This is a genomic window from Streptococcus sp. FSL E2-3488 (assembly GCF_038003585.1).
Taxonomy (GTDB): Bacteria; Bacillota; Bacilli; order Lactobacillales; family Streptococcaceae; genus Streptococcus; species Streptococcus thermophilus.
The window spans coordinates 1450653-1475594 of sequence record NZ_JBBOPL010000001.1 but is presented as its reverse complement, the minus strand read 5'-3'; the positions used below and the strand labels follow the sequence as shown (position 1 = coordinate 1475594).

Sequence of the window (24942 nt, the reverse complement as noted above, 5' to 3'; positions counted from 1 at the left end):
GATGACAAAATTATTTTCAAATTATAAACGGGCAGCGATTGATTTTGCTTCGGCTCAAGGCAATTATTTGACAGATACCACTGGCAAGACCTATTTGGATTTTTCATCTGGTATCGGGGTGACTAATCTTGGCTATCATCCCCGTGTCAATCAAGCTCTAACAGATCAGGTAGGCAAGATTTTGCACCAGCCTAACCTTTATTACAATCAGTTGCAAGAAGATGTTGCCGGTCTTTTAACTGGTGACAAGGACTATCTGGCCTTTTTCTGTAACAGTGGTGCAGAAGCCAATGAGGCAGCCATAAAAATCGCCCGTAAGGCATCGGGTAAACAAGAAATCATTACCTTCCAAAATTCCTTCCACGGTCGAACCTTCGGATCCATGTCTGCCACTGGTCAGGATAAAATCAAACAAGGTTTTGGTGAAGGCGTGCCCCACTTTAGCTATGCCATTTTTAACGACATGGACAGTGTTAAGGCTCTAGCCAATAAAGAAACGTCGGCCATTATGCTTGAGTTGGTTCAAGGAGAATCAGGTGTTCAACCAGCGGACAAGGCCTTTGTCAAGGCTTTGTCTGATTACTGTCAGGAAACTGGTATTTATCTCATCGTAGACGAAGTTCAGACTGGTATTGGTCGTACTGGTAAGCTCTTTGCTTATGAACATTACGATATTGAGCCAGACATCTTTACCCTGGCCAAAGGTTTGGCAAATGGTGTACCAGTTGGTGCCATGCTTGCTAAGTCATCTCTTGGAGGGGCTTTCTCTTATGGAAGTCACGGCTCTACTTTTGGTGGCAATAAACTATCTATGGCAGCGGCCAAGGCTACGCTTGAAGTCATGTTGACTCCAGGTTTTCTGGATACTGCCCTTGAAAATGGGAACAAGCTACAAGTTAAATTGCAAGAGGTCTTGTCTGATAAAGAGACAGTGACCTCTGTGCGTGGATTGGGCTACATGATTGGAATTGAGACTACTGGAAATCTAAGTGAACTGGTACAAGCTGCTAGAGATAAGGGATTAATTGTCTTAACTGCAGGGACAAATGTTATCCGTCTTCTGCCTCCAATCACTCTAAGTGATGCTGAAATCGAAAAAGGTGTGGCTATCCTATCAGAAATATTTGACTAGACAAGAAGAAATCACTTGATTTACAGTCAAGTGATTTCTTTTACTTATTGTCAGTAGTAATCTTGCTTAGAAGTCCTTTAGCTGTTGTTGTTGGCAGAATACGGACACGATTAAGTGAGAGAAGGCCATCATTGGCACTCGCTAATCCTTCGTTAGTTGTCAGTCCTAACTTGTAAGTTTTTTTAGCTAGGTCCAGTGTTGTTTGATTGTAGCGACCTGATGGATAAGCAATGGTGTTGACCTTGATGTTGAGTTTGTCCTCAAGAAAGTCAATAGAATTCGTTAATTCATCCTTTTGCGTCGCCTTGTCAGTGACAGACAAATCAGGGTGATTGACCGTATGAGATTGGAAGCTCATGCCGTGTGCCATCATTTCCTTCATCTGTTTAACGGTCAGATTTCCAACGTTCCCTTTCTTAACAAAGCTAGTGATTATATTATTGGTTGCCTTCGCCTTGTATTTTTTGAGAATCGGGTAGGCAATTGTATAGAAGTCTTCGTTACCATCGTCAAAGGTCAGCCAGACAACCTTCTTAGAAGGTAGGGCATTTTCAGAGAAGGCTTTGTAGGCTTCTTCAGGCGTTAGAAAGTAGTATCCTGCATCTACCATGGCCTTAATTTGCGCTTCAAAATTGTCCGGAGCAACAATGAGGTTAGCGTTAGAGGCCTCAGATGGATCCATAACGTGAACAGCATGGTACATGAGGATAGGGATTTGAACAGGGTCATCATAGGTTTTCCACTTAGCTGTACTCTTAGATTGACTGGTCTGATTCTGTTGTTGGTTGTTTGTCGACTGATTTGGTCGGTTTAGCATAAAAACGGCCAATAGACCAAGAAGGACCAGGTTTAGGACAAGCAGAAGTAGTTTCAATTTTTTTCTTTTAACTTGACTTGTTTTTTTCTTTTGAGAAGTCATTGTATCCCCTTTCAAATAGGTCAAGCTATTATTCTAACAAAAATGGGGTGAAAATGCACAGAATTTTCAGTAAAAAAAGAATACTTGTCTCCTTAAATGACAGAAATATTCTGTCAATTCCGATAGAAATATGGTACAATTAAAAAAATGTATGTTTTTAAGGAGAGATCATAAATGTCTATTAAAATTGGATTGCTTGGCTTTGGTACAGTAGCTAGCGGTATTCCTTTTCTCTTGAAGGAAAATGGTGAAAAGGTTTTTGCAGCTTCACGTGACCAACTTGAAATTGCCAAAGTTTTGGTTAAAGATGACGAGGAAAAAGATCGTCTTATCGCTGCCGGAAACGACTACAATTTTGTCACAAATGTTGACGAAATCCTTAACGATGAAGAGATTCAAATCGTTGTAGAATTGATGGGACGTATCGAGCCAGCTCGTACCTTCATCACAAAAGCGCTTGAAGCAGGTAAAAACGTTGTCTCTGCCAATAAGGACTTGATTGCTACTCATGGAAAAGAGTTAATTGCTCTTGCTCAAGATAAGGGGGTGGCTTTCTACTACGAAGCTGCTGTTGCCGGTGGTATTCCAATTTTGCGTACTTTGGCTAACTCTTTGACGTCTGACAAGGTGACTCGTATCCTTGGTGTGCTTAACGGTACATCTAACTTTATGATGACTAAGATGGTTGATGAAGGTTGGTCATATGAGGACGCCCTCAAGACTGCTCAAGAACTTGGTTATGCTGAAAGTGATCCAACCAACGACGTTGAAGGGTATGACGCCGCTTATAAAGCTGTTATCCTTAGCCAATTTGGTTTTGGTGCTACAATTGATTTTGACGACGTTTCTCACAAAGGCATTACGAACATCTCTACAGACGATGTGGCTGTTGCTCAAGAATTGGGTTATGTTATCAAATTGGTTGGTGATGTGCGTGAAGTAGAATCAGGTATCTCAGCAGAAGTATCACCAACATTCTTGCCAAAAAATCACCCACTTGCTAGCGTCAACGATGTTATGAATGCAGTCTTTGTTGAATCTATCGGTATCGGTGAATCTATGTATTACGGTCCAGGTGCTGGTCAAAAACCAACAGCAACATCTGTTTTGGCAGACATTATCCGTATTGCTCGTCGTCTTTCAGATGGCAATGTGGGTAAACCATTTAATGAGTTCCGTCGTGACTTGCCATTGGCTAATCCAGCGGACGTTAAGAGCAATTACTACTTTGCCCTTGATACGCCAGATGAAAAAGGTAAAATCCTTCACTTGTCTGAAATCTTCAACTCAGAAGATATTTCGTTTGAACAAGTCTTGCAACAAAAAGCAAATGGCACAACAGCTCGTATCGTTGTGATTACACATGCTATGTCTAAGACACAACTCAAAGCTGTTACTGAAAAACTTGAAGCAGCAGAAGATTTCACAGTTGTCAATACATTGAAAGTTTTGTCTAACTAATTGATAAGCCCATACTGGTGCGTATAAGAAAGGTATTCAAGGAGAAAAGTCGCTGATGGCTTTCCTCCTCTCGGTGTATTATTATGAAAATTACTGTTCCAGCAACATCTGCCAATATTGGTCCAGGTTTTGATTCTGTGGGTGTTGCCGTTTCTAAATATTTGACAATCGAGGTGCTTGAACCAGCGGATGCATGGCATATTGAACATGATTTGGGAGATATTCCTTTAGATGAAAATAACCTCCTCATTTCAACGGCCTTGCAAGTTAAGTCTGATTTGCAGCCCCATAAATTGGTGATGGCCTCAGATATTCCCATGGCGCGTGGGCTAGGTTCTTCTAGCTCAGTTATTGTCGCAGGGATTGAGTTAGCCAATCAATTGGCAGATCTGAAGCTCTCAGATGACGATAAACTTGATATTGCAACCAAGATTGAAGGTCACCCGGACAATGTTGCCCCAGCTATTTTTGGGAATCTCGTTGTAGCCTCTTATGTGGATGAACATGTTAATAGCATCGTGACAGACTTTCCAGAGTGTGCCTTTGTAGCCTTCATTCCGAGCTATGAACTTAAAACGTCTGATTCACGTGGGGTACTTCCAAGTAACCTGTCTTACAAAGAAGCTGTAGCTGCATCATCTATTGCCAACGTTGCCATTGCTGCCCTCTTTGCAGGCGATTTGGTTAAGGCGGGACATGCTATTCAAGGGGATATGTTCCACGAACGCTACCGTCAAAAATTGGTTAAAGAATTTGCGACTATTAAGGAATTGTCAGGTCAATACGGTGCTTATGCGACCTATCTTTCAGGGGCTGGCCCAACAGTTATGACCTTGACACCAAATGATCAAGCTGAGGCTCTAAAAACGGCTATCGATGGTCTTGGTTTAGATGGTGAAACCCTCATCCTATCTGTGGATAAAGGAGGTGTTGTCGTTGACTAGAAAAAATCAAGGGCTACTCTTTGGTCTAGCCACCTATATTCAATGGGGATTTCTATCCCTTTTTTGGAAGCTTTTAGCAGGTGTTTCGGCTTACAACACCTTCTCGTGGCGGATTGTTTTTACAGTGGTGACTATGCTGATTTACGCCCTAGTCGCTAAGCAAAATACACGTTTCAAAAAGGAGCTTGTAGAACTTTGGCAAGATAAGAAAGCCTTGCTTCGTATGCTACTTGCTAGTTTTTTCATAGCAGCTAACTGGTTGATTTATATCTATGCTGTGGGTCATGGTCAAGCGACGCAGGCTAGCCTGGGCTATTACATTTTGCCTATTGTTTCTATCCTGTTTGCCCTCATTTTTCTTCGTGAATCATTGAGTAGGACCATGTGGGCAGCAGTAGTATTGGCCTTTATAGGAGTACTGGTTCTTATTGCCAATACAGGAAAACTTCCCATGGTTTCATTGGGGTTAGCTCTGAGCTTTGGTTTCTATAGTCTAATCAAAAAAGGGGTTAGGATTTCCAGTGACGTAGCCATGCTAGTAGAAAGTGGCTTGCTACTACCTTTTGTAGCTATCTATCTCGTTTTCTTTTCTCCAGAATCATTTTCTTCCTATTCGAGCATGGAAATGTTTCTCCTAGCCATATCCGGTGTGGTGACGGCCGTTCCATTGCTTTGCTTCTCAGAGGCAGTCAAAAGGGCACCGCTTAACCTTATTGGTTTCATCCAGTATCTTAGTCCTACGATTCAACTTCTCGTAGCCATCCTCATTTTTGGTGAGACGGTCAGCTTTGGAGAGTTGAAAGGCTTCTTCTTTATCTGGATGGCCATACTAGTCTTTGTAACTGGCCAAATAGTAACATTTCGTAGAAGTTCCTGATAGCTATCGGGAACTTTTTATAATGCCGACCTAAAAATGAGCCAAGTTTATCTGACAATTTTAGAACTTTAAGATATAATAGTAGTATTAGATTAAAATAGAGGAGAATTTTATGCGAAAAATGAAAAAGCTAGTGAGGTATCTGCTTCTGCTCGCTATTCCAGTTGCCATCGCTGCAGCCTTGTTTGTTTTTAACGGCTCAGGTTATCGCTTGTCAGAACAAGATGCTGCAGACATTGCTTACAAAAATGCAGGTGTCAAAACTTCTGAGATATCTCAATCAACAGTCTCAAAATCACGTTCTGGATTTCATGGAAATTATGAGATTAGTTTCACAACGTCAGACAATCATTTTGAGTATACGATTGACGGTCTGTCAGGGTCTATTTTGAAATATAAGAGTGACCATTCAATGTCTAAAGATGTTGACGGTGCTCAAAAAGGTGGAGAGCCTAAAGACGAGACTCAATCTAGCGAAAGTAAGGACGAGACGGCAGTGTCCAAAGAAACTGCACAAACGACAGCTCTTAATCATGCTGGCCTAGATGAAGGCTCTGTAACAAACTTGAAAACGGAGTTGAAGACCGAAGGAGACGGTAAAGTCTACAATATCAGTTTTGATTATGCTGCTAGTGGACTACGTTATAAATACGCGGTAAATGCTGATTCAGGAGCTATTGTAGTCTATACGACAGAGTATCTCACAGAAGCTACTGCAGCTGCGCAATAGATCCGTAGATAGTGGGAAAGTTCTCCTTATTTATTAAGGAGAAGCCTTGCAATTTCTCTGAAATGTTGTAAACTTAAAGTGAAAACGATAACAGCAATTTTAGAGAGTACCGTAGAATAAAGGAAAATTTGACCATGAAAGAATTCCAAGCATTTAAAGATACGCTTAGCAATAAGACTCTCAAAGACATTTACGAAGAAAGTAAATTGGAAGTCCAAAATGAAACAACCGAAGGTACGGAAGCCTTCTCAGTTGCCTTGGCAACCCAAATGGCTATAAATCTACTTGAAAGCTATGAAAAATGGCTCAAAGAAGAAAGAGCTAAGGAAGAAAATTAAGATGAGATCCTTATCGACAGACAGGACTTTTCTAATGAGAATAAAATGAGGAAATGGATTCATCTTTTAAGGTAAAATCGGTAGTCTAACTTATTTGCAAATTCAGGTCCCCACAATTTCATTTGTCTTGAGATTAAAAATGTGATAGAATAAGACTATTCAGAGGTGCTTTGAAGCCCATTTGTCACAGGAAGCGGTGGTACTGAGAAATCCGCACAAATGTCAAAGCTGGTTGCTGATGGTCAAATTGAATAAAGAGAGGTGTGAGTGGTTGCCACTCAAAACTGGGTGGTACCGCGGATACATATTCGTCCCTGTCATGTTTATGACAGGGGTTTTTTATAGCTTTTAAAGAACCAAGACCGAAGGTCGCAGGTGAATTTAAAGATATTGGTGCAGACGGAGCGAAAGCGAGGTCAACATTGCTATCAAAGGAGGTTGTCATGAAGCAATCTTTTGAGACTAGTAAATTGTATTATGGTTTTCCTATTTTTATCTTGGGTTATCAGGATCAGACCTATGGTTATAATGTGACGACCTGTAGTTCTTCCTACAGTTTAGGAGATTGGCTTGTCTTCGGAGTAGGTAGCAAGGAAAATGCAGCAGACCAGATTAAACATTATCAGAAGTTCACTGTGAATATTCCTGATGAAAGTTTCATACTTCAGCTGGAGCAGGCTGGATTTATTAGTCACCGTGAAAAGATTGCTGAACTCTGCTTAGATTTCCGACCTTCTAAACTGACACAAGCACCTATCTTGGATGCCTGCCCAGTCGTTCTGGATTGTAAGGTCGACAGAATTATTGAGGAAGATGGTACCTGCCATATCTTTGCTAAGATTTTAGATCGCCTTGCTGATTCTGATTTGCTAGATGGCAGGGGCCCTTTTAAAAATGACCGCTTTGCACCGACTTACTTTATGGGTGATGGTCATAAGCGTGTCTATTGCTATCTGGATAACCGAGTTGAACCCATGGGAAGCTTCATCAAGAAAGCGAGGAAGAAAGATGACAAGAGCAGTATTACCACCTGATTGAATTGAGACGGAGCGTCTCGTTTTACGAGTCCGCAAAGTGGCAGATGCTGCGGATATCTATGCCTACGCTAGTTTGCCAGAAGTCCCCTATCCAGCAGGATTTCAGCCTGTCCATACCTTGGAAGATGAGATTTATTATCTAGAGCATATCCTTCCTGAGCGTAATCGAAAAGACAATCTCTTAGCAGACTATGGCATTGTGGTTAAAGGGATCTATACAGTTATTGGCTCTGTTGATTTCAATCATCGCCACGACGATGATGTGCTGGAGATTGGTTATACTTTGCACCCAGACTATTGGGGGCAAGGTTATGTACCAGAAGCCGTGCGTGCTTTGATTGACCTAACTTTTAAGGAGTTGGGCCTTCATAAGATTGAACTGGCCTGTTTGGGGACAATGTCCAAAGTCAACGAGTCGCAGAGAAGCTTGGTTTCACCCATGAAGCTCGCATAAGGGATCGCAAAGATGCCCAGGGCAACCGTTGTGACAGTCTGATATATGGATTGCTGAAGAGTGAATGGGAAGTCCAAGACCAACATTAAAAATAGAAATAACTAGAAAGGACACACACATGTCTAAAGAACTTTCACCTAAATACAATCCAGCTGAGGTTGAGGCTGGTCGTTACCAAAAATGGCTTGATGAAGATGTTTTCAAGCCTTCAGGCGATAAAAAGGCTAAGCCTTATTCCATCGTCATTCCACCACCAAACGTAACCGGAAAACTTCACTTGGGTCACGCTTGGGATACAACTTTGCAGGATATCATTATCCGTCAAAAACGTATGCAAGGTTTTGATACGCTTTGGCTTCCTGGTATGGACCACGCTGGAATTGCCACTCAAGCTAAGGTTGAAGCTCGTTTGGCCGAAAGTGGCATTTCTCGATATGACCTTGGTCGTGAAAAATTCCTTGATAAAGTCTGGGAGTGGAAAGACGAGTATGCGGCAACTATCAAGGAACAATGGGGTAAGATGGGCCTCTCTGTAGACTACTCTCGTGAGCGTTTCACCCTTGACGAGGGGTTATCAAAAGCCGTTCGCAAGGTCTTTGTAGAGCTTTACAAAAAAGGTTGGATTTACCGTGGTGAGTTTATCATCAACTGGGATCCAAAAGCCCGCACAGCCCTTTCTGATATTGAGGTCATTCACAAGGATGTGGAAGGTGCCTTCTACCACATGAACTACATGTTAGAAGACGGTTCACGTGCCCTGGAAGTGGCAACAACTCGTCCTGAAACCATGTTTGGGGATACTGCCGTAGCTGTTAACCCAAATGATGATCGTTATAAAGACTTGATTGGTAAAAATGTTATCTTGCCAATTTTGAACAAGCCAATCCCAATCGTTGGCGATGAACACGCAGACCCTGAATTTGGTACTGGTGTGGTTAAAATCACTCCTGCTCATGACCCTAACGACTTCTTAGTTGGTCAACGCCATAACTTGCCACAAGTCAATGTCATGAATGATGATGGCACCATGAATGAATTGGCTGGCGAATTCAACGGTATGGACCGCTTTGAAGCACGTAAGGCCGTTGTTAAGAAATTGGAAGAAATCGGTGCCCTTGTCGAAATCGAAAAGATGACTCACTCAGTTGGTCACTCAGAACGTACAGGTGTGCCTGTTGAACCACGTTTGTCTACACAATGGTTCGTTAAGATGGACCAACTGGCTAAAAATGCCATCGCTAACCAAGACACAGACGATAAGGCTGATTTCTATCCACCTCGTTTCAATGATACCTTCCTTCAATGGATGGAAAATGTCCACGACTGGGTTATCTCTCGTCAGCTTTGGTGGGGTCACCAAATCCCTGCTTGGTATAATGCTGAAGGTGAAATATACGTTGGCGAAGAAGCACCAGAAGGTGACGGCTGGAAACAAGACGAAGATGTCTTGGATACTTGGTTCAGTTCTGCCCTCTGGCCATTCTCAACTATGGGCTGGCCTGATGTCGACTCAGAAGACTTCAAGCGTTACTTCCCAACCTCAACACTTGTCACTGGTTATGACATCATCTTCTTCTGGGTGTCTCGTATGATCTTTCAATCATTGGAATTCACAGGTCGCCAACCATTTAAGAATGTCCTTATCCACGGTCTTATCCGTGACGAGCAAGGACGTAAGATGTCTAAGTCCCTTGGTAACGGTATTGACCCAATGGATGTTATCGAAAAATACGGTGCTGATGCCCTTCGTTGGTTCCTTTCAAACGGTTCTGCACCAGGTCAAGACGTGCGCTTCTCCTACGAGAAAATGGATGCTTCTTGGAACTTCATTAACAAGATTTGGAACATCTCTCGTTACATCCTTATGAACAATGAAGGGTTGACCTTGGATGTGGCGCGTGAAAATGTAGCTAAAGTGGCTGCTGGTCAAGCAGGTAATGTCACAGACCGTTGGATTCTCCACAATCTCAACGAAACTATCGGAAAAGTTACTGAAAACTTTGACAAGTTTGAATTCGGTGTGGCTGGACACATCCTTTACAACTTTATCTGGGATGAGTTTGCGGACTGGTATGTTGAGTTGACTAAGGAAGTGCTTTACAGCGATAACGAGGACGAGAAAGTCATCACTCGTTCTGTCCTACTTTACACTTTGGACCAAATCTTGCGTCTCCTTCACCCAATCATGCCATTCGTGACAGAGGAAATCTTTGGTCAAATCTCAGAAGGCTCTATCGTCACAGCTGAATACCCAGTGGTTCGTCCAGAATTTGAAAATGAAGAAGCGGCAGCTGGCGTTGAGGCCCTTAAAGACGTGATTGGATCAGTTCGTAACTCACGTGCAGAAGTTAACGTAGCGCCAAGCAAGCCGATCACCATCTTGATTAAGACTAGCGACAGCAAGCTCGATGCCTTCTTTAATGACAACATCAATTACATCAAACGCTTCACAAATCCAGAACACTTGGAAATTGCAGCAGATGTCGAAGTACCTGACTTGGTTATGTCAAGCATCATCACAGGCGCAGAAATTTACTTGCCACTCGCAGACCTTCTCAACGTCGAAGAAGAGTTGGCTCGTCTTGAAAAAGAATTGGCCAAATGGCAAAAAGAACTTGACATGGTTGGTAAGAAACTCTCTAACGAGCGCTTCGTAGCCAATGCCAAACCAGAAGTCGTCCAAAAAGAACGCGACAAACAAAAAGATTACCAAGCTAAATACGATGCGATAGTAGTGCGTATTGATGAGATGAAGAAATTGGTGAAATAGAACAAAGAGACACGGTGAAATGCCGTGTCTTTTATTGAAAGTAAACGCTTATACAAAAAGAATGAAAATGTTAGGCAAAGTCAGTGAAAATGTCCAAAAAACCGTCAATTCGTTGACTTTCGTGGAAAATAGGACTAAAATAGCTTGGTAAAAATAATTAAAAGGAGAATTCTACTATGAATTTAACTATCTTAGCCCTCGGTTTGGCCGTTATGGGTGTATCTATTGGTGAGGGTATCCTCGTTGCCAATATCGCTAAGGCTGCAGCTCGCCAACCTGAGATGTTTAGTAAACTTCAAACATTGATGTTTACTGGTGTTGCCTTCATCGAAGGTACTTTCTTCGTATTGTTTGCCCTTAGCTACATTGTCTAATAGACAAATAAAAAAGATGGAGGAGGGATGAGCAGTGGAAACTACAAGTAATCCAACCGTCTCATTATTTGGGATTGATTTTGACTTGACGATCCTTGCCATGTCTCTCTTGACAGTAATTATCGTTTTTGGAGTGGTTTTTTGGTCAAGTCGTGATATGACCATTAAACCAAAGGGAAAACAAAATGTACTCGAGTTCATCTATGAATTTGTGAACAACACCATTTCTCAAAGTCTTGGAAAATTCACAAAAAATTATAGTTTGCTCTTGTTTGTAATTTTCACCTTTGTGTTTACAGCAAACAACTTAGGTTTGCTTGTATCTGTTAAAAGTGAGCATTACAATTTTTGGTCTTCTCCAACATCGAATTTCGGTGTCACTATCACTCTTTCTTTGATTATTACCCTCGTTAGTCATATTGAGGGGATTCGTAAAAAAGGGTTTAAAGGCTATCTCAAAGGTTACCTTTCACCATACCCAGCTATGCTCCCAATGAACATTTTGGAACAATTTACCAACCTTGCATCATTGGCCTTGCGTTTGTTTGGTAACATTTATTCTGGTGAGGTACTAATTGACTTGATTCTTCAATTAGTGAAATGGTCTGTTTTTGCAGCACCTATATCCTTTGCTTTGAACCTTGTCTGGGTTGCCTTTTCAGCTTTTATTGGGTTCATTCAAGCCTATGTCTTTATTATCCTAAGCTCTAACTACATTGGTGATAAAGTCAACGAAGAATAATTAAGAAAGGGAGAAATGAAATGTCATTACTGATTAATAGTACGACACTTGGTAATATCATTATTACGCTCGGCTCAGTTTTTCTCTTGTATTACCTCATTCGTAAATTCGCATGGGATCAAATTACAGGAATCTTTGTCGCTCGTGAAAAGAAAATTGCCACAGATATTGATAGTGCTGAAAAAGCTCGTCAAGAAGCAGAAATCTTGGTACAAAAACGTCAAGATGAGTTAGCTGCCGCTCGCACAGAAGCAACTCAGATTATTGATGAGGCCAAGAAAACTGGTAAAACTAAAGAGTTAAAAATCATTGCAGAAGCATATGATGAAGCTAAACGCTTGAAAGAGAAAGCAAATCAAGATATCGCCCAAAGCTGGTTGGAAGCACTTGCTGGCGTTAAAGGTGAGGTTGCTGACTTGACTGTCCTTTTGGCAGAAAAAGTCATGAAACAAAACCTTGATGCAAAAGCGCAATCTGACTTGATTGATAGCTATCTTGATCAATTAGGAGATGCTTAATGGATAAGAAAACACAAGCTCTTGTTGGGCAGTATGCCAGAAGTCTGGTAGAAGTCGCTTTTGAACAAGACGCCGTGTCAACAATCCAAGAAGAAGTAAGGCAAATCCTAACAGTTTTTGCTGAAACAAATCTAAAAACCTTCTTGTCTCAAGTAAATGTGACAAGCGAGGCTAAGAAAGAAAGTTTAAGTTTCTTTCAAGAGTCTTGTTCAGTATACATGAACAATTTTCTTGAGGTAATTTCACTCAATGACCGAGCTAACATTCTTTATGATGTCTTGAAATTGGTCCTTGAGCTCTTTGATCAAGAAGACAACACTTACGATGTCACTGTGACATCAGCAAGTCCCTTGTCTGAAGAACAAAAAACTAGACTTTTGACGATAGTTTCACAAAAATTTGAGATTAAGACACGTCGTTTAGTAGAAAAAATTGATGAGGAACTCATTGGAGGATTCGTCATCAAAGCAAAGAATAAGTTTGTTGACACGTCAATTCGTAGTCAATTACAAGCATTTAAAATGAATTTGAAATAGAAAGTGGTGTGACTTTTGGCAATTAATGCACAAGAAATTAGCGCTTTAATTAAAAAGCAAATTGAAAACTTCCAGCCAAATTTTGACGTCACAGAAACTGGTGTAGTCACTTATATCGGTGATGGTATTGCCCGTGCTCGTGGACTTGATAATGCCATGAGTGGAGAACTTCTCGAATTTTCAAATGGTGTCTTCGGTATGGCTCAAAACCTTGAGTCTAATGACGTTGGTATCATTATTCTTGGAGATTTTTATACAATTCGTGAAGGTGATGAAGTTAAACGTACTGGTAAAATTATGGAAGTGCCAGTAGGTGAAGCTCTTATTGGTCGTGTCGTAAACCCACTTGGTCAACCAATTGATGGTCTTGGAGATATCAAGACAACTGCAACTCGTCCAGTTGAAGCACCTGCACCAGGCGTTATGCAACGTAAATCAGTTTCTGAACCACTCCAAACTGGTCTTAAAGCGGTTGATGCTTTGGTTCCAATTGGACGTGGTCAACGTGAGTTAATCATCGGTGACCGTCAAACAGGTAAAACATCTGTTGCGATTGATGCAATTTTGAACCAAAAAGGACAAGATGTGATTTGTATCTATGTTGCTATTGGTCAAAAAGAATCAACTGTTCGTACACAAGTTGAATCACTTCGTAAACATGGTGCTCTTGATTACACAATCGTTGTGACTGCCTCAGCATCACAACCATCACCATTGCTTTACATCGCGCCTTACGCTGGTGTTGCAATGGCTGAAGAGTTCATGTATAACGGAAAACATGTCTTGATTGTTTATGATGATTTGTCTAAGCAAGCCGTGGCTTACCGTGAACTTTCATTGCTTCTCCGTCGTCCACCAGGTCGTGAAGCCTACCCAGGGGATGTATTCTATCTCCACTCACGTCTTTTGGAACGTTCAGCTAAGCTTTCAGATGATCTTGGTGGTGGTTCAATTACTGCCTTGCCAATCATCCAAACACAAGCAGGAGATATCTCAGCTTATATCGCGACAAACGTTATTTCTATCACAGATGGACAAATCTTCTTGCAAGAAAATCTTTTCAACTCAGGTATTCGTCCTGCGATTGATGCTGGTTCTTCAGTATCACGTGTTGGTGGTTCAGCACAAATCAAAGCAATGAAGAAAGTTGCTGGTACCCTTCGTCTTGACTTGGCTTCTTACCGTGAACTTGAAGCCTTTACACAATTCGGTTCTGATTTGGATGCCGCAACACAAGCTAAACTTAATCGTGGACGTCGTACAGTTGAAGTGCTTAAACAACCACTTCATAAACCACTTCCGGTTGAAAAACAAGTTCTTATTCTTTACGCTTTGACACATGGCTTCTTGGACAGTGTTCCGGTTGATCAAATCTTGGATTTTGAAGAAGCCCTCTATGACTACTTTGATAGCCATCATGAGGATATCTTTGAAACAATCCGTTCAACTAAGGATCTTCCTGAAGAAGCTGTGCTTAATGAAGCTATCCAAGCTTTCAAAGATCAATCGGAATACAAATAGAGATAGGGAGGACAGCATATGGCAGGCTCTCTAAGAGAAATCAAAGCAAAAATTGCTTCAATTAAGCAAACGAGTCATATTACAGGAGCCATGCAAATGGTTTCTGCTTCTAAATTGACACGTTCTGAGCAGGCTGCTAAAGATTTCCAAATCTATGCCTCAAAAATTAGACAGATCACAACAGATCTTCTACATTCAGAATTGGTTAATGGTTCTTCAAATCCGATGTTGGATGCACGTCCAGTTCGTAAGTCAGGGTATATTGTCATTACTTCAGATAAGGGATTAGTTGGAGGATATAATTCAACCATTCTTAAAGCTGTCTTGGATATGATTAAACGTGACCATGATTCTGAAGATGAATATGCTATCATCTCTATTGGTGGAACAGGTTCAGATTTCTTCAAAGCTCGTAACATGAATGTTGCTTTTGAACTTCGTGGCCTTGAAGATCAACCTAGTTTCGATCAAGTCGGGAAAATCATTTCTAAAGCTGTAGGAATGTATCAAAATGAGCTTTTTGATGAACTTTATGTGTGTTACAATCATCATATTAATAGTTTGTCTCGTGAAGTTCGTGTTGAAAAAATGCTTCCAATTGCTGATTTTGATCCTAATGAATCTGAAGGCCATGTATTGACCAAGTTTGAATTGGAACCAGATCGTGATACTATTTTGGATCAACTCTTGCCACAATATGCTGAGAGTCTTATCTACGGTGCTATCGTAGATGCCAAAACAGCTGAGCATGCTGCTGGTATGACCGCAATGCAGACTGCCACTGATAATGCTAAGAAAATAATTAACGATTTAACAATTCAATACAACCGTGCACGTCAAGCAGCCATTACTCAGGAAATCACTGAGATTGTTGGCGGTGCTAGTGCACTTGAATAGCTAGAGATTTGTCTTGATTTGACATACAATAAAAAGGGATGATTGTCATCCAGAAAACTATCATAAGGAGAAAACAATGAGCTCAGGCAAAATTGCTCAGGTTGTTGGTCCTGTTGTAGACGTAGCGTTTGCAACTGGCGATAAACTTCCTGAGATTAACAATGCATTGGTCGTTTACACTGATGAAGAAAAGTCTAGACGTATCGTGCTCGAAGTAGCTCTTGAACTTGGAGAAGGTGTGGTTCGTACCATTGCCATGGAATCTACTGATGGATTGACTCGTGGGCTAGAAGTTCTGGACACAGGTCGTCCAATCAGTGTTCCTGTTGGTAAAGAAACTCTTGGACGTGTCTTTAACGTGCTTGGAGATACCATTGACATGGAAGCACCTTTTGCAGATGATGCAGAGCGTGAACCAATTCATAAAAAAGCACCTACCTTCGATGAATTGTCAACAAGTACTGAAATCCTTGAAACAGGGATTAAAGTTATCGACTTGCTTGCCCCTTATCTTAAAGGTGGTAAAGTCGGACTTTTCGGTGGTGCCGGTGTTGGTAAGACTGTTCTTATTCAAGAGCTGATTCACAACATTGCTCAAGAACACGGTGGCATTTCCGTGTTTACGGGTGTTGGGGAACGTTCACGTGAAGGTAATGACCTTTACTGGGAAATGAAGGAATCTGGCGTTATCGAAAAAACAGCCATGGTCTTTGGTCAAATGAATGAACCACCTGGAGCACGTATGCGTGTTGCCCTTACTGGTTTGACTATCGCTGAATATTTCCGTGATGTTGAAGGACAAGACGTGCTTCTCTTCATTGATAACATCTTCCGTTTCACTCAAGCAGGTTCTGAAGTATCAGCCCTTCTTGGTCGTATGCCATCAGCCGTTGGTTATCAACCTACATTGGCAACTGAAATGGGTCAATTGCAAGAACGTATCACATCAACTAAAAAAGGTTCTGTTACCTCAATCCAAGCTATCTATGTCCCGGCCGATGACTACACTGACCCAGCGCCAGCAACAGCATTCGCTCACTTGGATTCAACAACTAACCTTGAACGTAAGTTGACACAAATGGGTATTTATCCAGCTGTTGACCCATTGGCATCAAGCTCACGTGCCCTTTCACCTGAAATTGTTGGTGAAGAACACTATGCTGTTGCGACTGAAGTTCAACGAGTACTTCAACGATACCGTGAATTGCAAGATATTATCGCTATCCTTGGTATGGATGAATTGTCGGACGAAGATAAAACATTGGTTGGACGTGCTCGTCGTATCCAATTCTTCTTGTCACAAAACTTCAATGTTGCTGAACAGTTTACAGGTCAACCAGGTTCTTATGTTCCAGTTGCTGAAACTGTTCGTGGCTTTAAAGAAATCCTTGAAGGTAAATATGACAATCTTCCTGAAGATGCCTTTCGTAGCGTAGGGCCAATTGAGGATGTAGTAGCTAAAGCTAAAGCTATGGGCTACTAATGAGGTGAAGATATGGCACAAATGACCGTACAAGTGGTAACTCCAGATGGTCTTAAATATGACCACCATGCCAGCTTTATCCACGCGGTTACTAAAGATGGTCAAATTGGTATTTTGCCAGGCCATATTAACTTGATTGCTCCACTTGAAGTGGATGAGCTCAAGGTTCGTCGTGTGGATGACGAGAGTCACGTCGATTGGATTGCCGTAAACGGTGGTATCATCGAAGTTAAAGATGATTTCATTACTATCATTGCCAATTCAGCAGAACGTGATCGCGACATTGACGTTTCTCGTGCCGAACGTGCCAAGCAACGTGCCGAACGTGTCTTGGAAGAAGCAACAAAATCTGATCGTAATGTTGATGTTCAACGTGCTCAGGTTGCTCTCCGTCGAGCACTTAATCGTATCAATGTCGGTACAAAAATAAGATAAAAAAACGGGACCTAAGTCTCGTTTTTTTATTTATCCTTAAAGAAAATATGAGAACTAGCAATATTACCACAGAAAGCTAGTTTACAAATTAATTTGAGTATAAAAGATTAAATAAAAGTTTTAAAGATGAAAACGGTTAATTTAGATTTTACTTTAGTTTAAGATATCAAAGTGTTATAATATAAGCTGTTAGCTTTATGTTTTTTTATGAAATGTAGGGTAACATAATAGAAAGTATGAGTTTTTTAGATATGAAAATTGAAAAGAAACATCTTTTGGACTATACCATCTTGATACCTTATTTAATTTTATCAGTGGTTGGTTTGATTGTTGTTTATTCAACAACGAGTGCTCGTTTAGTAACTTTTGGAGCCAATCCTTTCGCATCAGTTATGAACCAAGGTGCCTTCTGGCTAGTATCCTTATTATTTATCTTTTTTATTTATCGATTGAAATTGAATTTCCTTAGAAAAGATAAGGTCTTAGGAGCTGTAATAATTGTCGAAATTATACTTTTGGTTGTTGCGAAATTTTTCACTAAAGAAATTAATGGAGCGAACGGATGGATTGTACTGGGTCCCTTATCTTTCCAACCAGCGGAATATCTTAAGGTTATTGTTGTTTGGTATTTGGCGCACACCTTCTCAAAACAACAGTCTGCTATAGAACATTATGACTATCAGGCTTTAACTAAAAATAGGTGGATACCGAGGACTAAAGAAGAATTTAATGACTGGCGTTACTATTTGCTGGTAATGATTGGCTTAGTTGCCATCCAACCAGACTTGGGAAATGCGGCTATCATCGTATTGACAACGGTTGTCATGTTTTCAATTTCTGGTGTTGGTTATCGCTGGTTCACGGCACTGTTTGCTGGTATTGTAGGGCTGTCGTCTGCTTTTCTTGGATTGATTGCTTTGGTTGGAGTACAAAACATGGCTAAGGTACCTGTCTTTGGATATGTTGCCAAGCGTTTTGCAGCTTATTTTAATCCTTTTAAGGATTTAACAGGTTCAGGACTTCAGTTATCTCATTCTTACTATGCTATGAGTAATGGGGGGTGGTTCGGTCTTGGTCTCGGAAATTCGATTGAGAAAACCGGTTATCTTCCAGAAGCAACGACAGACTTTGTGTTTTCAATTGTTATTGAAGAGTTAGGTCTCATTGGAGCAGGTTTGATTCTTGCCCTTCTCTTTTTCCTTATTCTTCGTATTATGATTGTAGGAGTAAAAGCTAGAAATCCATTTAACTCTATGATGGCACTTGGTGTGGGGGCTCTCATGCTTATGCAAGTTTTTGTTAATATCGGTGGAATCTCAGGTTTGATTCCATCGACAGGGGTTACCTTCCCTTTCCTTTCACAAGGTGGTAACTCTCTTCTGGTAACTTCCGTTGGTATTGCTTTTGTCTTGAACATTGCTGCTAATGAAAAACGAGATAATATTGTTCAGGCTATTGAGGAAGGGTTGTCTCAGACTCAAGAACTTGAAAATCAAAATGAAAAAATTGTACCTTTGAGAAGAAGTCGTTAGCATACGACTTCTTTTTGTCTTTTGGAGTGTAGTCATGGTTTGGATAGAATGAAAAGATTATAAAAGTAGTAGAAAGAGGATTATTGAAAGAAATATTTGTGATTACTATAAAGAAAAACTGAAAACTATATAAAATACTTGCAATTCTATGACATTTTGATAGAATAGTAGAGTAAAGTTAGACTGTATTGCCTACTGTCTATCTATAAAATATATTTTATTGGAGGCTTTTCCTAAATGGCAAAAGAAAAATACGATCGTAGTAAACCACACGTTAACATTGGTACAATCGGACACGTTGACCATGGTAAAACTACTTTGACAGCTGCAATCACAACTGTATTGGCTCGTCGTCTTCCTAGCGCAGTTAACACACCAAAAGACTACGCTTCAATCGACGCTGCTCCAGAAGAACGTGAACGCGGTATCACAATCAACACTGCACACGTTGAATACGAAACTGAAAAACGTCACTACGCTCACATCGATGCGCCAGGACACGCGGACTACGTTAAAAACATGATCACTGGTGCCGCTCAAATGGACGGTGCGATCCTTGTAGTTGCATCTACTGACGGACCAATGCCACAAACTCGTGAGCACATCCTTCTTTCACGTCAGGTTGGTGTTAAACACCTTATCGTCTTCATGAACAAAGTTGACTTGGTTGACGATGAAGAATTGCTTGAATTAGTTGAAATGGAAATCCGTGACCTTCTTTCAGAATACGATTTCCCAGGTGATGACATTCCAGTTATCCAAGGTTCAGCTCTTAAAGCTCTTGAAGGTGATTCTAAATATGAAGACATCATCATGGACTTGATGAATACTGTTGACGAATACATTCCAGAACCAGAACGCGACACTGACAAACCATTGTTGCTTCCGGTCGAAGATGTATTCTCAATCACTGGTCGTGGTACTGTTGCGTCAGGACGTATTGACCGTGGTGTTGTTCGTGTTAATGACGAAGTTGAAATTGTTGGTCTTAAAGAAGAAAGCCAAAAAGCAGTTGTTACTGGTGTAGAAATGTTCCGTAAACAACTTGATGAAGGTATTGCCGGTGATAACGTCGGTGTCCTTCTTCGTGGTATCCAACGTGATGAAATCGAACGTGGTCAAGTATTGGCTGCGCCTGGTTCAATCAAGCCACACACTAAATTCAAAGGTGAAGTTTACATCCTTTCTAAAGAAGAAGGTGGACGTCACACTCCATTCTTCAATAACTACCGTCCACAGTTCTACTTCCGTACAACTGACGTAACAGGTTCAATCGAACTTCCTGCAGGTACTGAAATGGTTATGCCTGGTGATAACGTGACTATCGACGTTGAGTTGATCCACCCAATTGCCGTTGAAAAAGGTACAACATTCTCTATCCGTGAAGGTGGACGTACTGTTGGTTCAGGTATCGTAACTGAAATCGAAGCTTAATTAATATTAAGTTCCCAATACAATTATTAGTCAGACAATAATTGAGAGAGTCGAGTTTACTCGGCTCTTTTTGGTCTTTAAATATCTGAGAGTCTTCTTTGTTTGCATTTAGTTGACTAAAGTTAGCTTTTATAGAGAACAATCTTAATAAAGCAAGTCGAGTTTTCGGAATTTTCCTAAAAACCTAGTAATAGTAAGGGATTTGTGATAAAATAAACGAGTAAATAAAAAAAGAAGAGGTATGTGAAATGTCACGTAAACCATTTATCGCTGGTAACTGGAAAATGAACAAAAATCCAGAAGAAGCAAAAGCATTTGTTGAAGCTGTAGCGTCAAAATTGCCTTCAGCTGACCTTGTTGAAGCTGGTATTGCGGTTCCTGCAGTTGATTTGACAACTGTTATTGCTGCTGCTAAAGGTTCAAACCTTAAAGTTGCTGCACAAAACACTTACTTTGAAAATTCAGGTGCTTTCACTGGTGAAACTAGCCCACAAGTTTTGAAAGAAATCGGTACTGACTATGTTGTTATCGGTCACTCAGAACGTCGTGACTACTTCCACGAAACCGATGAAGACATCAACAAAAAAGCTAAGGCAATCTTTGCTAACGGTATGATTCCAATCATCTGTTGTGGTGAATCCCTTGAAACTTACGAAGCTGGTAAAGCAGCAGAATTCGTAGGTGCTCAAGTTTCAGCTGCTTTAGCTGGATTGACTCCTGAGCAAGTAGCTTCATCAGTTATTGCGTACGAACCAATCTGGGCTATCGGTACCGGTAAATCAGCTTCACAAGACGATGCACAAAAAATGTGTAAAGTTGTGCGTGATGTTGTGGCAGCTGACTTCGGTCAAGAAGTCGCTGACAAAGTACGTGTTCTATACGGTGGTTCAGTTAAACCTGAAAACGTTGCTGAATACATGGCTTGTCCAGATGTTGACGGAGCTCTTGTAGGTGGTGCATCACTTGAACCTGAAAGTTTCTTGGCATTGCTTGACTTCGTTAAATAATGAATAAAAAGTTCGAGAACTGTTCTCGAACTTTTCTGTTTGTAAACATATGTCTAAAAAACTAAACCTAATAAGATAAATATGTGGTTTATATAAATAGAGTTTTGAAACGTTTTGTGGTTTTGATGACATGCTAAGATGTACACTCTTTTACCATAGGCTATATGCTTTCTGAGATTGTTCATTTAGCCTAAAATTTGATAAAATAGAAGGTGAATAAACAACAAAGGAAATATCATGTCTAAAGGGTTACTAATCTCAATCGAAGGACCAGATGGGGCTGGAAAAACTTCAGTTTTGAAGGTGCTTTTGCCACGTTTAAGAGAGGTTTATCCAGCTCAGGTCATAACGACACGTGAGCCGGGTGGCGTGGCTATTGCAGAGCAAATCCGTGAAGTTATTCTGGATATAGATAATACGGCTATGGATGCTAAAACAGAACTTTTGCTCTATATTGCTGCTCGTCGCCAACATTTGGTTGAAAAAGTTTTACCAGAACTTGAAAATGGCAATATGGTTATCATGGATCGCTTTATTGATTCCTCGGTAGCCTATCAAGGAGCAGGCCGAGGGCTTGATCAAGATGAAGTTGCTTGGTTAAATAATTATGCGACGGATGGTCATAAACCTGATTTGACCTTGTTGTTTGATGTGGATTCTGAAACTGGTTTAGCTCGTATTGCGGCAAACGGTGAGCGAGAAGTCAATCGTTTGGATTTAGAAAAAATTGATATGCACCAACGTGTACGTCAAGGATACTTAGATTTAGCTGAAGCTGAGCCAGAACGTATTAAGAGAATCGACGCCTCGCAAACTTTGGAAGAAGTTGTAGAGGATACCTGGGAAATTATTAAAAGTTATTTATAAGGAGCAAGATGAAGTTATCTGAATGTCAAAGAAAACTTTTTGAAGAGTTTTCACAAATTATCAGAGAAAATCGTTTGAGTCATGCTTATTTATTCTCGGGTGATTTTGGAAGTCTCGACATGGCTATTTGGCTAGCGCAGAGTCGCTTTTGCCTGACTCCTGAGGATGGTCTTCCTTGTAGCCACTGTCGTCCGTGTCGTTTGATTGCACAGGGAGATTTTTCAGATGTTAAATTGGTTGAACCGCAAGGGCAGATTATAAAAACAGATATTATTCGTCAACTGACAAGAGAGTTTAGCCAATCGAGTTTCGAGGGCCACGCTCAAGTGTTTATCATTCGTGATGCGGATAAAATGCATGTTAATGCGGCCAATAGTCTCTTGAAGTTTATCGAAGAACCTCAGAGTCAGATTTATATTTTTCTGTTAACAGCTGATGATAGTCGTATCTTGCCTACGATAAAAAGTCGAGTGCAACTCTTTTATTTTCCTAAGAACAAGGCCTATTTAGAAGACTTACTCCAGAGAGAAGGTTTGTTGCTGACACAGGCCAAAGTTTTAGCGGATTTTGCTAAGGATGAAACGCAAGCTTTGAGTTTGTCTAAAGATAAAAAGGTTCTTGATGTCATCGATATAGTGGAGCGTTTTGAACAATCCTTGCTGGCTAATCACGACCTTCTTTATTTGGATGTTGCAAAGTTGGCCGTCCAGTGTAGTGAAAAATCGGAACAAGAGATGGTATGGGCTTTTTTAACTTATCAATTGGGAAAGGAGATACAAAATCCACAAGCACGACGATGGTTAGATTTAGTTTTTAAGGCACGTGAAATGTGGCTTGCTAATGTCAGCTTTCAAAATGCGATGGAGTATTTGGTATTATCATGACAGAAGTCATTGGAATCAAATTTGAAGAAAATGGAGCGGTAGAATACGTTGTTCCTGATAAAAATTACACCAAAGGTGACTTTGTAGTCGTTTTGGAGAAAAAAGATAAGCGTCTAGCCCAGGTTGTTATGGAAAATACTGTTTTTCCAGAGGTTAGTTTACCCGTGGATTTGAATAGGGTCGAAGGCTTGGCTAGTGAGAGAGATTTCGCTAGATATGATGAAAATCTTTTAAAGGCTGAACAGAGTATGAGAGTAGTGGCTGATTTAATTGCTCAAAATCAGCTAGATATGAAAGTGGTGGACATAGTCTTTCCTCTAAATAGCTCTTATGTGCTTATCAGTTTCGTGGCTGAAAAGCGGGTAGATTTTCGTCAATTGCTCGAGGATTTGGCGGCTTATTTTAAGACGCGAATTGAGTTACGTCAAATTTCCAGTCGTGAGGAATCAAAAATTTATGGTGGTTTAGGTCCTTGTGGACGTGCACTGTGTTGTTCTAGTTTTTTGGGCGAATTCCCACCGGTATCGATTAAGATGGCTAAAAATCAAAGTTTATCCTTGAATTCTGGTAAGATGAACGGTGTCTGTGGACGTCTCATGTGTTGTCTCAGTTATGAAGATGATTTTTACCGAGACAGTAAGGCTAGTTATCCTGACTTGGGTGAAGAGATTGAGACCAAGGAAGGTAGAGGTCAAGTCATTGCTATTGATGTGATTGCAGGGACTGTTAAAGTTATGTTTGAAAAAGGGGGAGCTCCCCTAACTTATGGAGTGGAGGAAGTTCAGCTAAATGGAAAAGCGTGAATTGTATGATAAATTCGAAGAATTATCACAAAATTTGATGTCAATGTTGGCAGAGGTAGAAGCGATTAAGGCGAACTTCTCAGGGATTTTCGAGGAAAATACGGCTCTCAAGTTGGAGAACGACAAGTTACGTGAGCACTTGAGTCAAGTGGTTCAAGAGGAGACAGGGACTAAAATGTCTCATGGCAAGGTGAACCTCGAGGCTATTTATGATGATGGATTCCACATTTGTCCAGATTTTTATGGTCAACGTCGTGATAATAATGAAGCTTGTGGATTCTGTGCAGAATTGTTGTACGGAGATTAAGCATGCAGGTTCAAAAGAGTTTTAAGGGACAATCTAACTACGGTACCCTTTATTTGGTTCCCACACCTATTGGGAATTTGCAGGATATGACTTTTCGCAGTGTGCAAATCTTGAAAGAGGTGGATCTTATTTGTGCGGAGGACACGCGTAATACGGGTCTCTTGCTCAAACATTTTGAAATTGAAACCAAGCAGTATTCTTTTCATGAGCACAATGCTTACGAGAAAATTCCAGATTTACTGGAACGTTTGAAGTCAGGCCTTTCTTTGGCTCAGGTTTCTGATGCGGGTATGCCTTCTATTTCGGATCCTGGTCATGATCTGGTCAAAGCCGCCATTGCTGAGGATATTCCTGTAGTAGCCCTACCTGGCGCATCAGCTGGTATTACTGCTTTGATTGCTAGTGGTCTAGCGCCTCAACCTCATATTTTTTATGGTTTCCTCCCCCGTAAAAAAGGTCAGCAGATTGATTTTTTCAAGGAAAAGCTGTCTTATCCTGAGACACAGATTTTTTATGAGTCGCCTTATCGTGTGGCAGATACCCTTGAAAATATGCATGAGATCTATGGCAATCGCCAAGTGACACTAGTTAGAGAACTGACCAAGCTTTACGAAGAGTACCAACGAGGAACTATTTTAGAAATTTTAGATTATATTGCTAGTAATCCACTCAAGGGTGAATGTTTACTGATTGTAGCTGGGGCTTCTGAAAATGATAGGGAAGGATATCTAACATCAGATGTTGCTCCAATCGAGGCTGTTGAAGGTTTAATTGCTTCTGGCATGAAGCCTAATCAGGCTATAAAAACCATTGCTAAAGAACGGAAAATAAATAGACAAGAGCTTTATAACCTTTTTCATGGAGTGTAAGAAGCTCTTTTTTTATGGTAACATAAGATGTTAGAAAATAAAAAATTATCAAAAAATTCCATAAATAAGCT

At 40.7% G+C, this 24942-nt stretch carries 25 protein-coding genes and 1 pseudogene; 25 read left to right on the top strand and 1 reads right to left on the bottom strand.

Features of this window, described 5'->3' with window-relative positions; all coding sequences use genetic code 11:
- Window position 1 precedes the first annotated feature (1 nt).
- Window positions 2–1132 (top strand): acetylornithine transaminase, encoded by a 1131-nt coding sequence (locus MHH90_RS07565; protein WP_300976360.1) that lies wholly within the window; start codon window positions 2–4, stop codon window positions 1130–1132.
- Between the two features lie 40 nt (window positions 1133–1172).
- Here MHH90_RS07565 and MHH90_RS07560 read toward each other — a convergent pair whose 3' ends face one another.
- Window positions 1173–2051, bottom strand: coding sequence for a polysaccharide deacetylase family protein (locus MHH90_RS07560; RefSeq protein WP_100262392.1), 879 nt, complete (start codon window positions 2049–2051; stop codon window positions 1173–1175).
- A 174-nt stretch (window positions 2052–2225) separates the two neighbouring features.
- Here MHH90_RS07560 and MHH90_RS07555 point away from each other — a divergent pair, with 174 nt between their 5' ends.
- The 24 genes and pseudogenes from MHH90_RS07555 to rsmI all read left to right on the top strand — a co-directional run bounded on the left by MHH90_RS07555 (window position 2226) and on the right by rsmI (window position 24871).
- The gene (locus tag MHH90_RS07555; protein WP_002949921.1) at window positions 2226–3512 is read left to right on the top strand and encodes a homoserine dehydrogenase; all 1287 of its coding nucleotides are present in this window, start codon (window positions 2226–2228) and stop codon (window positions 3510–3512) included.
- An 83-nt stretch (window positions 3513–3595) separates the two neighbouring features.
- The gene (gene thrB / locus MHH90_RS07550) at window positions 3596–4456 is read left to right on the top strand and encodes a homoserine kinase (RefSeq protein WP_023909449.1); all 861 of its coding nucleotides are present in this window, start codon (window positions 3596–3598) and stop codon (window positions 4454–4456) included.
- The gene (gene rarD / locus MHH90_RS07545) at window positions 4449–5333 is read left to right on the top strand and encodes an EamA family transporter RarD (RefSeq protein WP_084825621.1); all 885 of its coding nucleotides are present in this window, start codon (window positions 4449–4451) and stop codon (window positions 5331–5333) included. Before thrB ends, rarD begins: the two co-directional genes overlap by 8 nt.
- Window positions 5334–5445: 112 nt before the next feature.
- Entirely contained in the window at window positions 5446–6063 is a 618-nt protein-coding gene (locus tag MHH90_RS07540) for a PepSY domain-containing protein (protein WP_011680832.1), read from the top strand.
- A 134-nt stretch (window positions 6064–6197) separates the two neighbouring features.
- Complete coding sequence (locus tag MHH90_RS07535; RefSeq protein ID WP_002949930.1) at window positions 6198–6401, top strand: hypothetical protein; 204 nt, start codon at window positions 6198–6200, stop codon at window positions 6399–6401.
- A 443-nt stretch (window positions 6402–6844) separates the two neighbouring features.
- On the top strand, window positions 6845–7435 hold the full coding sequence (locus MHH90_RS07530) for a flavin reductase family protein (RefSeq protein ID WP_113870415.1): 591 nt from the start codon (window positions 6845–6847) through the stop codon (window positions 7433–7435).
- Window positions 7436–7439: 4 nt separating this feature from the next.
- Window positions 7440–7981, top strand: a pseudogene (locus MHH90_RS07525) (GNAT family N-acetyltransferase).
- 29 nt (window positions 7982–8010) lie between these two features.
- The gene (locus MHH90_RS07520; protein ID WP_340725867.1) at window positions 8011–10662 is read left to right on the top strand and encodes a valine--tRNA ligase; all 2652 of its coding nucleotides are present in this window, start codon (window positions 8011–8013) and stop codon (window positions 10660–10662) included.
- A 176-nt stretch (window positions 10663–10838) separates the two neighbouring features.
- Window positions 10839–11036 carry a F0F1 ATP synthase subunit C gene (locus MHH90_RS07515; RefSeq protein ID WP_023909455.1) on the top strand — a complete coding sequence of 66 codons (198 nt, stop codon included), beginning with the start codon at window positions 10839–10841 and terminating at the stop codon, window positions 11034–11036.
- Between the two features lie 34 nt (window positions 11037–11070).
- Entirely contained in the window at window positions 11071–11778 is a 708-nt protein-coding gene (gene atpB / locus MHH90_RS07510) for a F0F1 ATP synthase subunit A (protein ID WP_023909456.1), read from the top strand.
- Between the two features lie 20 nt (window positions 11779–11798).
- The gene (gene atpF, locus MHH90_RS07505; protein ID WP_023909457.1) at window positions 11799–12296 is read left to right on the top strand and encodes a F0F1 ATP synthase subunit B; all 498 of its coding nucleotides are present in this window, start codon (window positions 11799–11801) and stop codon (window positions 12294–12296) included.
- Window positions 12296–12832: a F0F1 ATP synthase subunit delta gene (locus MHH90_RS07500; RefSeq protein ID WP_011226936.1), complete on the top strand. Its 537-nt coding sequence runs from the start codon at window positions 12296–12298 to the stop codon at window positions 12830–12832. Before atpF ends, MHH90_RS07500 begins: the two co-directional genes overlap by 1 nt.
- A 15-nt stretch (window positions 12833–12847) precedes the next feature.
- The gene (gene atpA, locus MHH90_RS07495) at window positions 12848–14353 is read left to right on the top strand and encodes a F0F1 ATP synthase subunit alpha (RefSeq protein ID WP_011225596.1); all 1506 of its coding nucleotides are present in this window, start codon (window positions 12848–12850) and stop codon (window positions 14351–14353) included.
- Between the two features lie 18 nt (window positions 14354–14371).
- Window positions 14372–15250 (top strand): F0F1 ATP synthase subunit gamma, encoded by an 879-nt coding sequence (locus MHH90_RS07490; RefSeq protein ID WP_002949964.1) that lies wholly within the window; start codon window positions 14372–14374, stop codon window positions 15248–15250.
- 76 nt (window positions 15251–15326) lie between these two features.
- On the top strand, window positions 15327–16733 hold the full coding sequence (gene atpD, locus MHH90_RS07485; RefSeq protein ID WP_011226937.1) for a F0F1 ATP synthase subunit beta: 1407 nt from the start codon (window positions 15327–15329) through the stop codon (window positions 16731–16733).
- Window positions 16734–16745: 12 nt separating this feature from the next.
- The gene (locus MHH90_RS07480) at window positions 16746–17168 is read left to right on the top strand and encodes a F0F1 ATP synthase subunit epsilon (RefSeq protein WP_340725866.1); all 423 of its coding nucleotides are present in this window, start codon (window positions 16746–16748) and stop codon (window positions 17166–17168) included.
- A gap of 251 nt (window positions 17169–17419) precedes the next feature.
- Entirely contained in the window at window positions 17420–18700 is a 1281-nt protein-coding gene (gene ftsW / locus MHH90_RS07475; RefSeq protein WP_180483501.1) for a cell division peptidoglycan polymerase FtsW, read from the top strand.
- Window positions 18701–18937: 237 nt separating this feature from the next.
- Window positions 18938–20134: an elongation factor Tu gene (gene tuf / locus MHH90_RS07470; RefSeq protein WP_084825811.1), complete on the top strand. Its 1197-nt coding sequence runs from the start codon at window positions 18938–18940 to the stop codon at window positions 20132–20134.
- A 248-nt stretch (window positions 20135–20382) separates the two neighbouring features.
- Entirely contained in the window at window positions 20383–21141 is a 759-nt protein-coding gene (gene tpiA / locus MHH90_RS07465; RefSeq protein WP_002946314.1) for a triose-phosphate isomerase, read from the top strand.
- A 237-nt stretch (window positions 21142–21378) separates the two neighbouring features.
- Window positions 21379–22008 (top strand): dTMP kinase, encoded by a 630-nt coding sequence (gene tmk / locus MHH90_RS07460; protein ID WP_014608059.1) that lies wholly within the window; start codon window positions 21379–21381, stop codon window positions 22006–22008.
- Between the two features lie 8 nt (window positions 22009–22016).
- Window positions 22017–22892 (top strand): DNA polymerase III subunit delta', encoded by an 876-nt coding sequence (locus tag MHH90_RS07455; protein ID WP_014727360.1) that lies wholly within the window; start codon window positions 22017–22019, stop codon window positions 22890–22892.
- Window positions 22889–23695, top strand: a complete 807-nt coding sequence (gene ricT / locus MHH90_RS07450) for a regulatory iron-sulfur-containing complex subunit RicT (protein WP_101415551.1) — start codon at window positions 22889–22891, stop codon at window positions 23693–23695. The genes MHH90_RS07455 and ricT overlap by 4 nt, the downstream gene beginning before the upstream one ends.
- On the top strand, window positions 23682–24002 hold the full coding sequence (gene yabA / locus MHH90_RS07445; protein ID WP_002946304.1) for a DNA replication initiation control protein YabA: 321 nt from the start codon (window positions 23682–23684) through the stop codon (window positions 24000–24002). The genes ricT and yabA overlap by 14 nt, the downstream gene beginning before the upstream one ends.
- Before the next feature lie 2 nt (window positions 24003–24004).
- A complete protein-coding gene (gene rsmI, locus MHH90_RS07440) occupies window positions 24005–24871 on the top strand; it encodes a 16S rRNA (cytidine(1402)-2'-O)-methyltransferase (RefSeq protein WP_002949974.1) in 867 nt (288 codons plus the stop codon).
- Window positions 24872–24942: the final 71 nt, after the last annotated feature.

Bases quoted from the DNA above. Each gene is read 5' to 3' on its own strand.
- MHH90_RS07455 (WP_014727360.1), top strand. From the start codon at position 22,017: ATGAAGTTATCTGAATGTCAAAGAAAACTTTTTGAAGAGTTTTCACAA.
- MHH90_RS07555 (WP_002949921.1), top strand. From the start codon at position 2,226: ATGTCTATTAAAATTGGATTGCTTGGCTTTGGTACAGTAGCTAGCGGT.
- MHH90_RS07480 (WP_340725866.1), top strand. From the start codon at position 16,746: ATGGCACAAATGACCGTACAAGTGGTAACTCCAGATGGTCTTAAATAT.
- ricT (WP_101415551.1), top strand. From the start codon at position 22,889: ATGACAGAAGTCATTGGAATCAAATTTGAAGAAAATGGAGCGGTAGAA.
- yabA (WP_002946304.1), top strand. From the start codon at position 23,682: ATGGAAAAGCGTGAATTGTATGATAAATTCGAAGAATTATCACAAAAT.
- MHH90_RS07560 (WP_100262392.1), bottom strand. From the start codon at position 2,051: ATGACTTCTCAAAAGAAAAAAACAAGTCAAGTTAAAAGAAAAAAATTG.
- tmk (WP_014608059.1), top strand. From the start codon at position 21,379: ATGTCTAAAGGGTTACTAATCTCAATCGAAGGACCAGATGGGGCTGGA.
- rsmI (WP_002949974.1), top strand. From the start codon at position 24,005: ATGCAGGTTCAAAAGAGTTTTAAGGGACAATCTAACTACGGTACCCTT.
- MHH90_RS07515 (WP_023909455.1), top strand. From the start codon at position 10,839: ATGAATTTAACTATCTTAGCCCTCGGTTTGGCCGTTATGGGTGTATCT.
- MHH90_RS07490 (WP_002949964.1), top strand. From the start codon at position 14,372: ATGGCAGGCTCTCTAAGAGAAATCAAAGCAAAAATTGCTTCAATTAAG.
- ftsW (WP_180483501.1), top strand. From the start codon at position 17,420: ATGAAAATTGAAAAGAAACATCTTTTGGACTATACCATCTTGATACCT.
- atpF (WP_023909457.1), top strand. From the start codon at position 11,799: ATGTCATTACTGATTAATAGTACGACACTTGGTAATATCATTATTACG.
- MHH90_RS07540 (WP_011680832.1), top strand. From the start codon at position 5,446: ATGCGAAAAATGAAAAAGCTAGTGAGGTATCTGCTTCTGCTCGCTATT.
- MHH90_RS07535 (WP_002949930.1), top strand. From the start codon at position 6,198: ATGAAAGAATTCCAAGCATTTAAAGATACGCTTAGCAATAAGACTCTC.
- MHH90_RS07565 (WP_300976360.1), top strand. From the start codon at position 2: ATGACAAAATTATTTTCAAATTATAAACGGGCAGCGATTGATTTTGCT.
- MHH90_RS07520 (WP_340725867.1), top strand. From the start codon at position 8,011: ATGTCTAAAGAACTTTCACCTAAATACAATCCAGCTGAGGTTGAGGCT.
- tpiA (WP_002946314.1), top strand. From the start codon at position 20,383: ATGTCACGTAAACCATTTATCGCTGGTAACTGGAAAATGAACAAAAAT.
- tuf (WP_084825811.1), top strand. From the start codon at position 18,938: ATGGCAAAAGAAAAATACGATCGTAGTAAACCACACGTTAACATTGGT.
- thrB (WP_023909449.1), top strand. From the start codon at position 3,596: ATGAAAATTACTGTTCCAGCAACATCTGCCAATATTGGTCCAGGTTTT.
- atpD (WP_011226937.1), top strand. From the start codon at position 15,327: ATGAGCTCAGGCAAAATTGCTCAGGTTGTTGGTCCTGTTGTAGACGTA.
- MHH90_RS07500 (WP_011226936.1), top strand. From the start codon at position 12,296: ATGGATAAGAAAACACAAGCTCTTGTTGGGCAGTATGCCAGAAGTCTG.
- MHH90_RS07530 (WP_113870415.1), top strand. From the start codon at position 6,845: ATGAAGCAATCTTTTGAGACTAGTAAATTGTATTATGGTTTTCCTATT.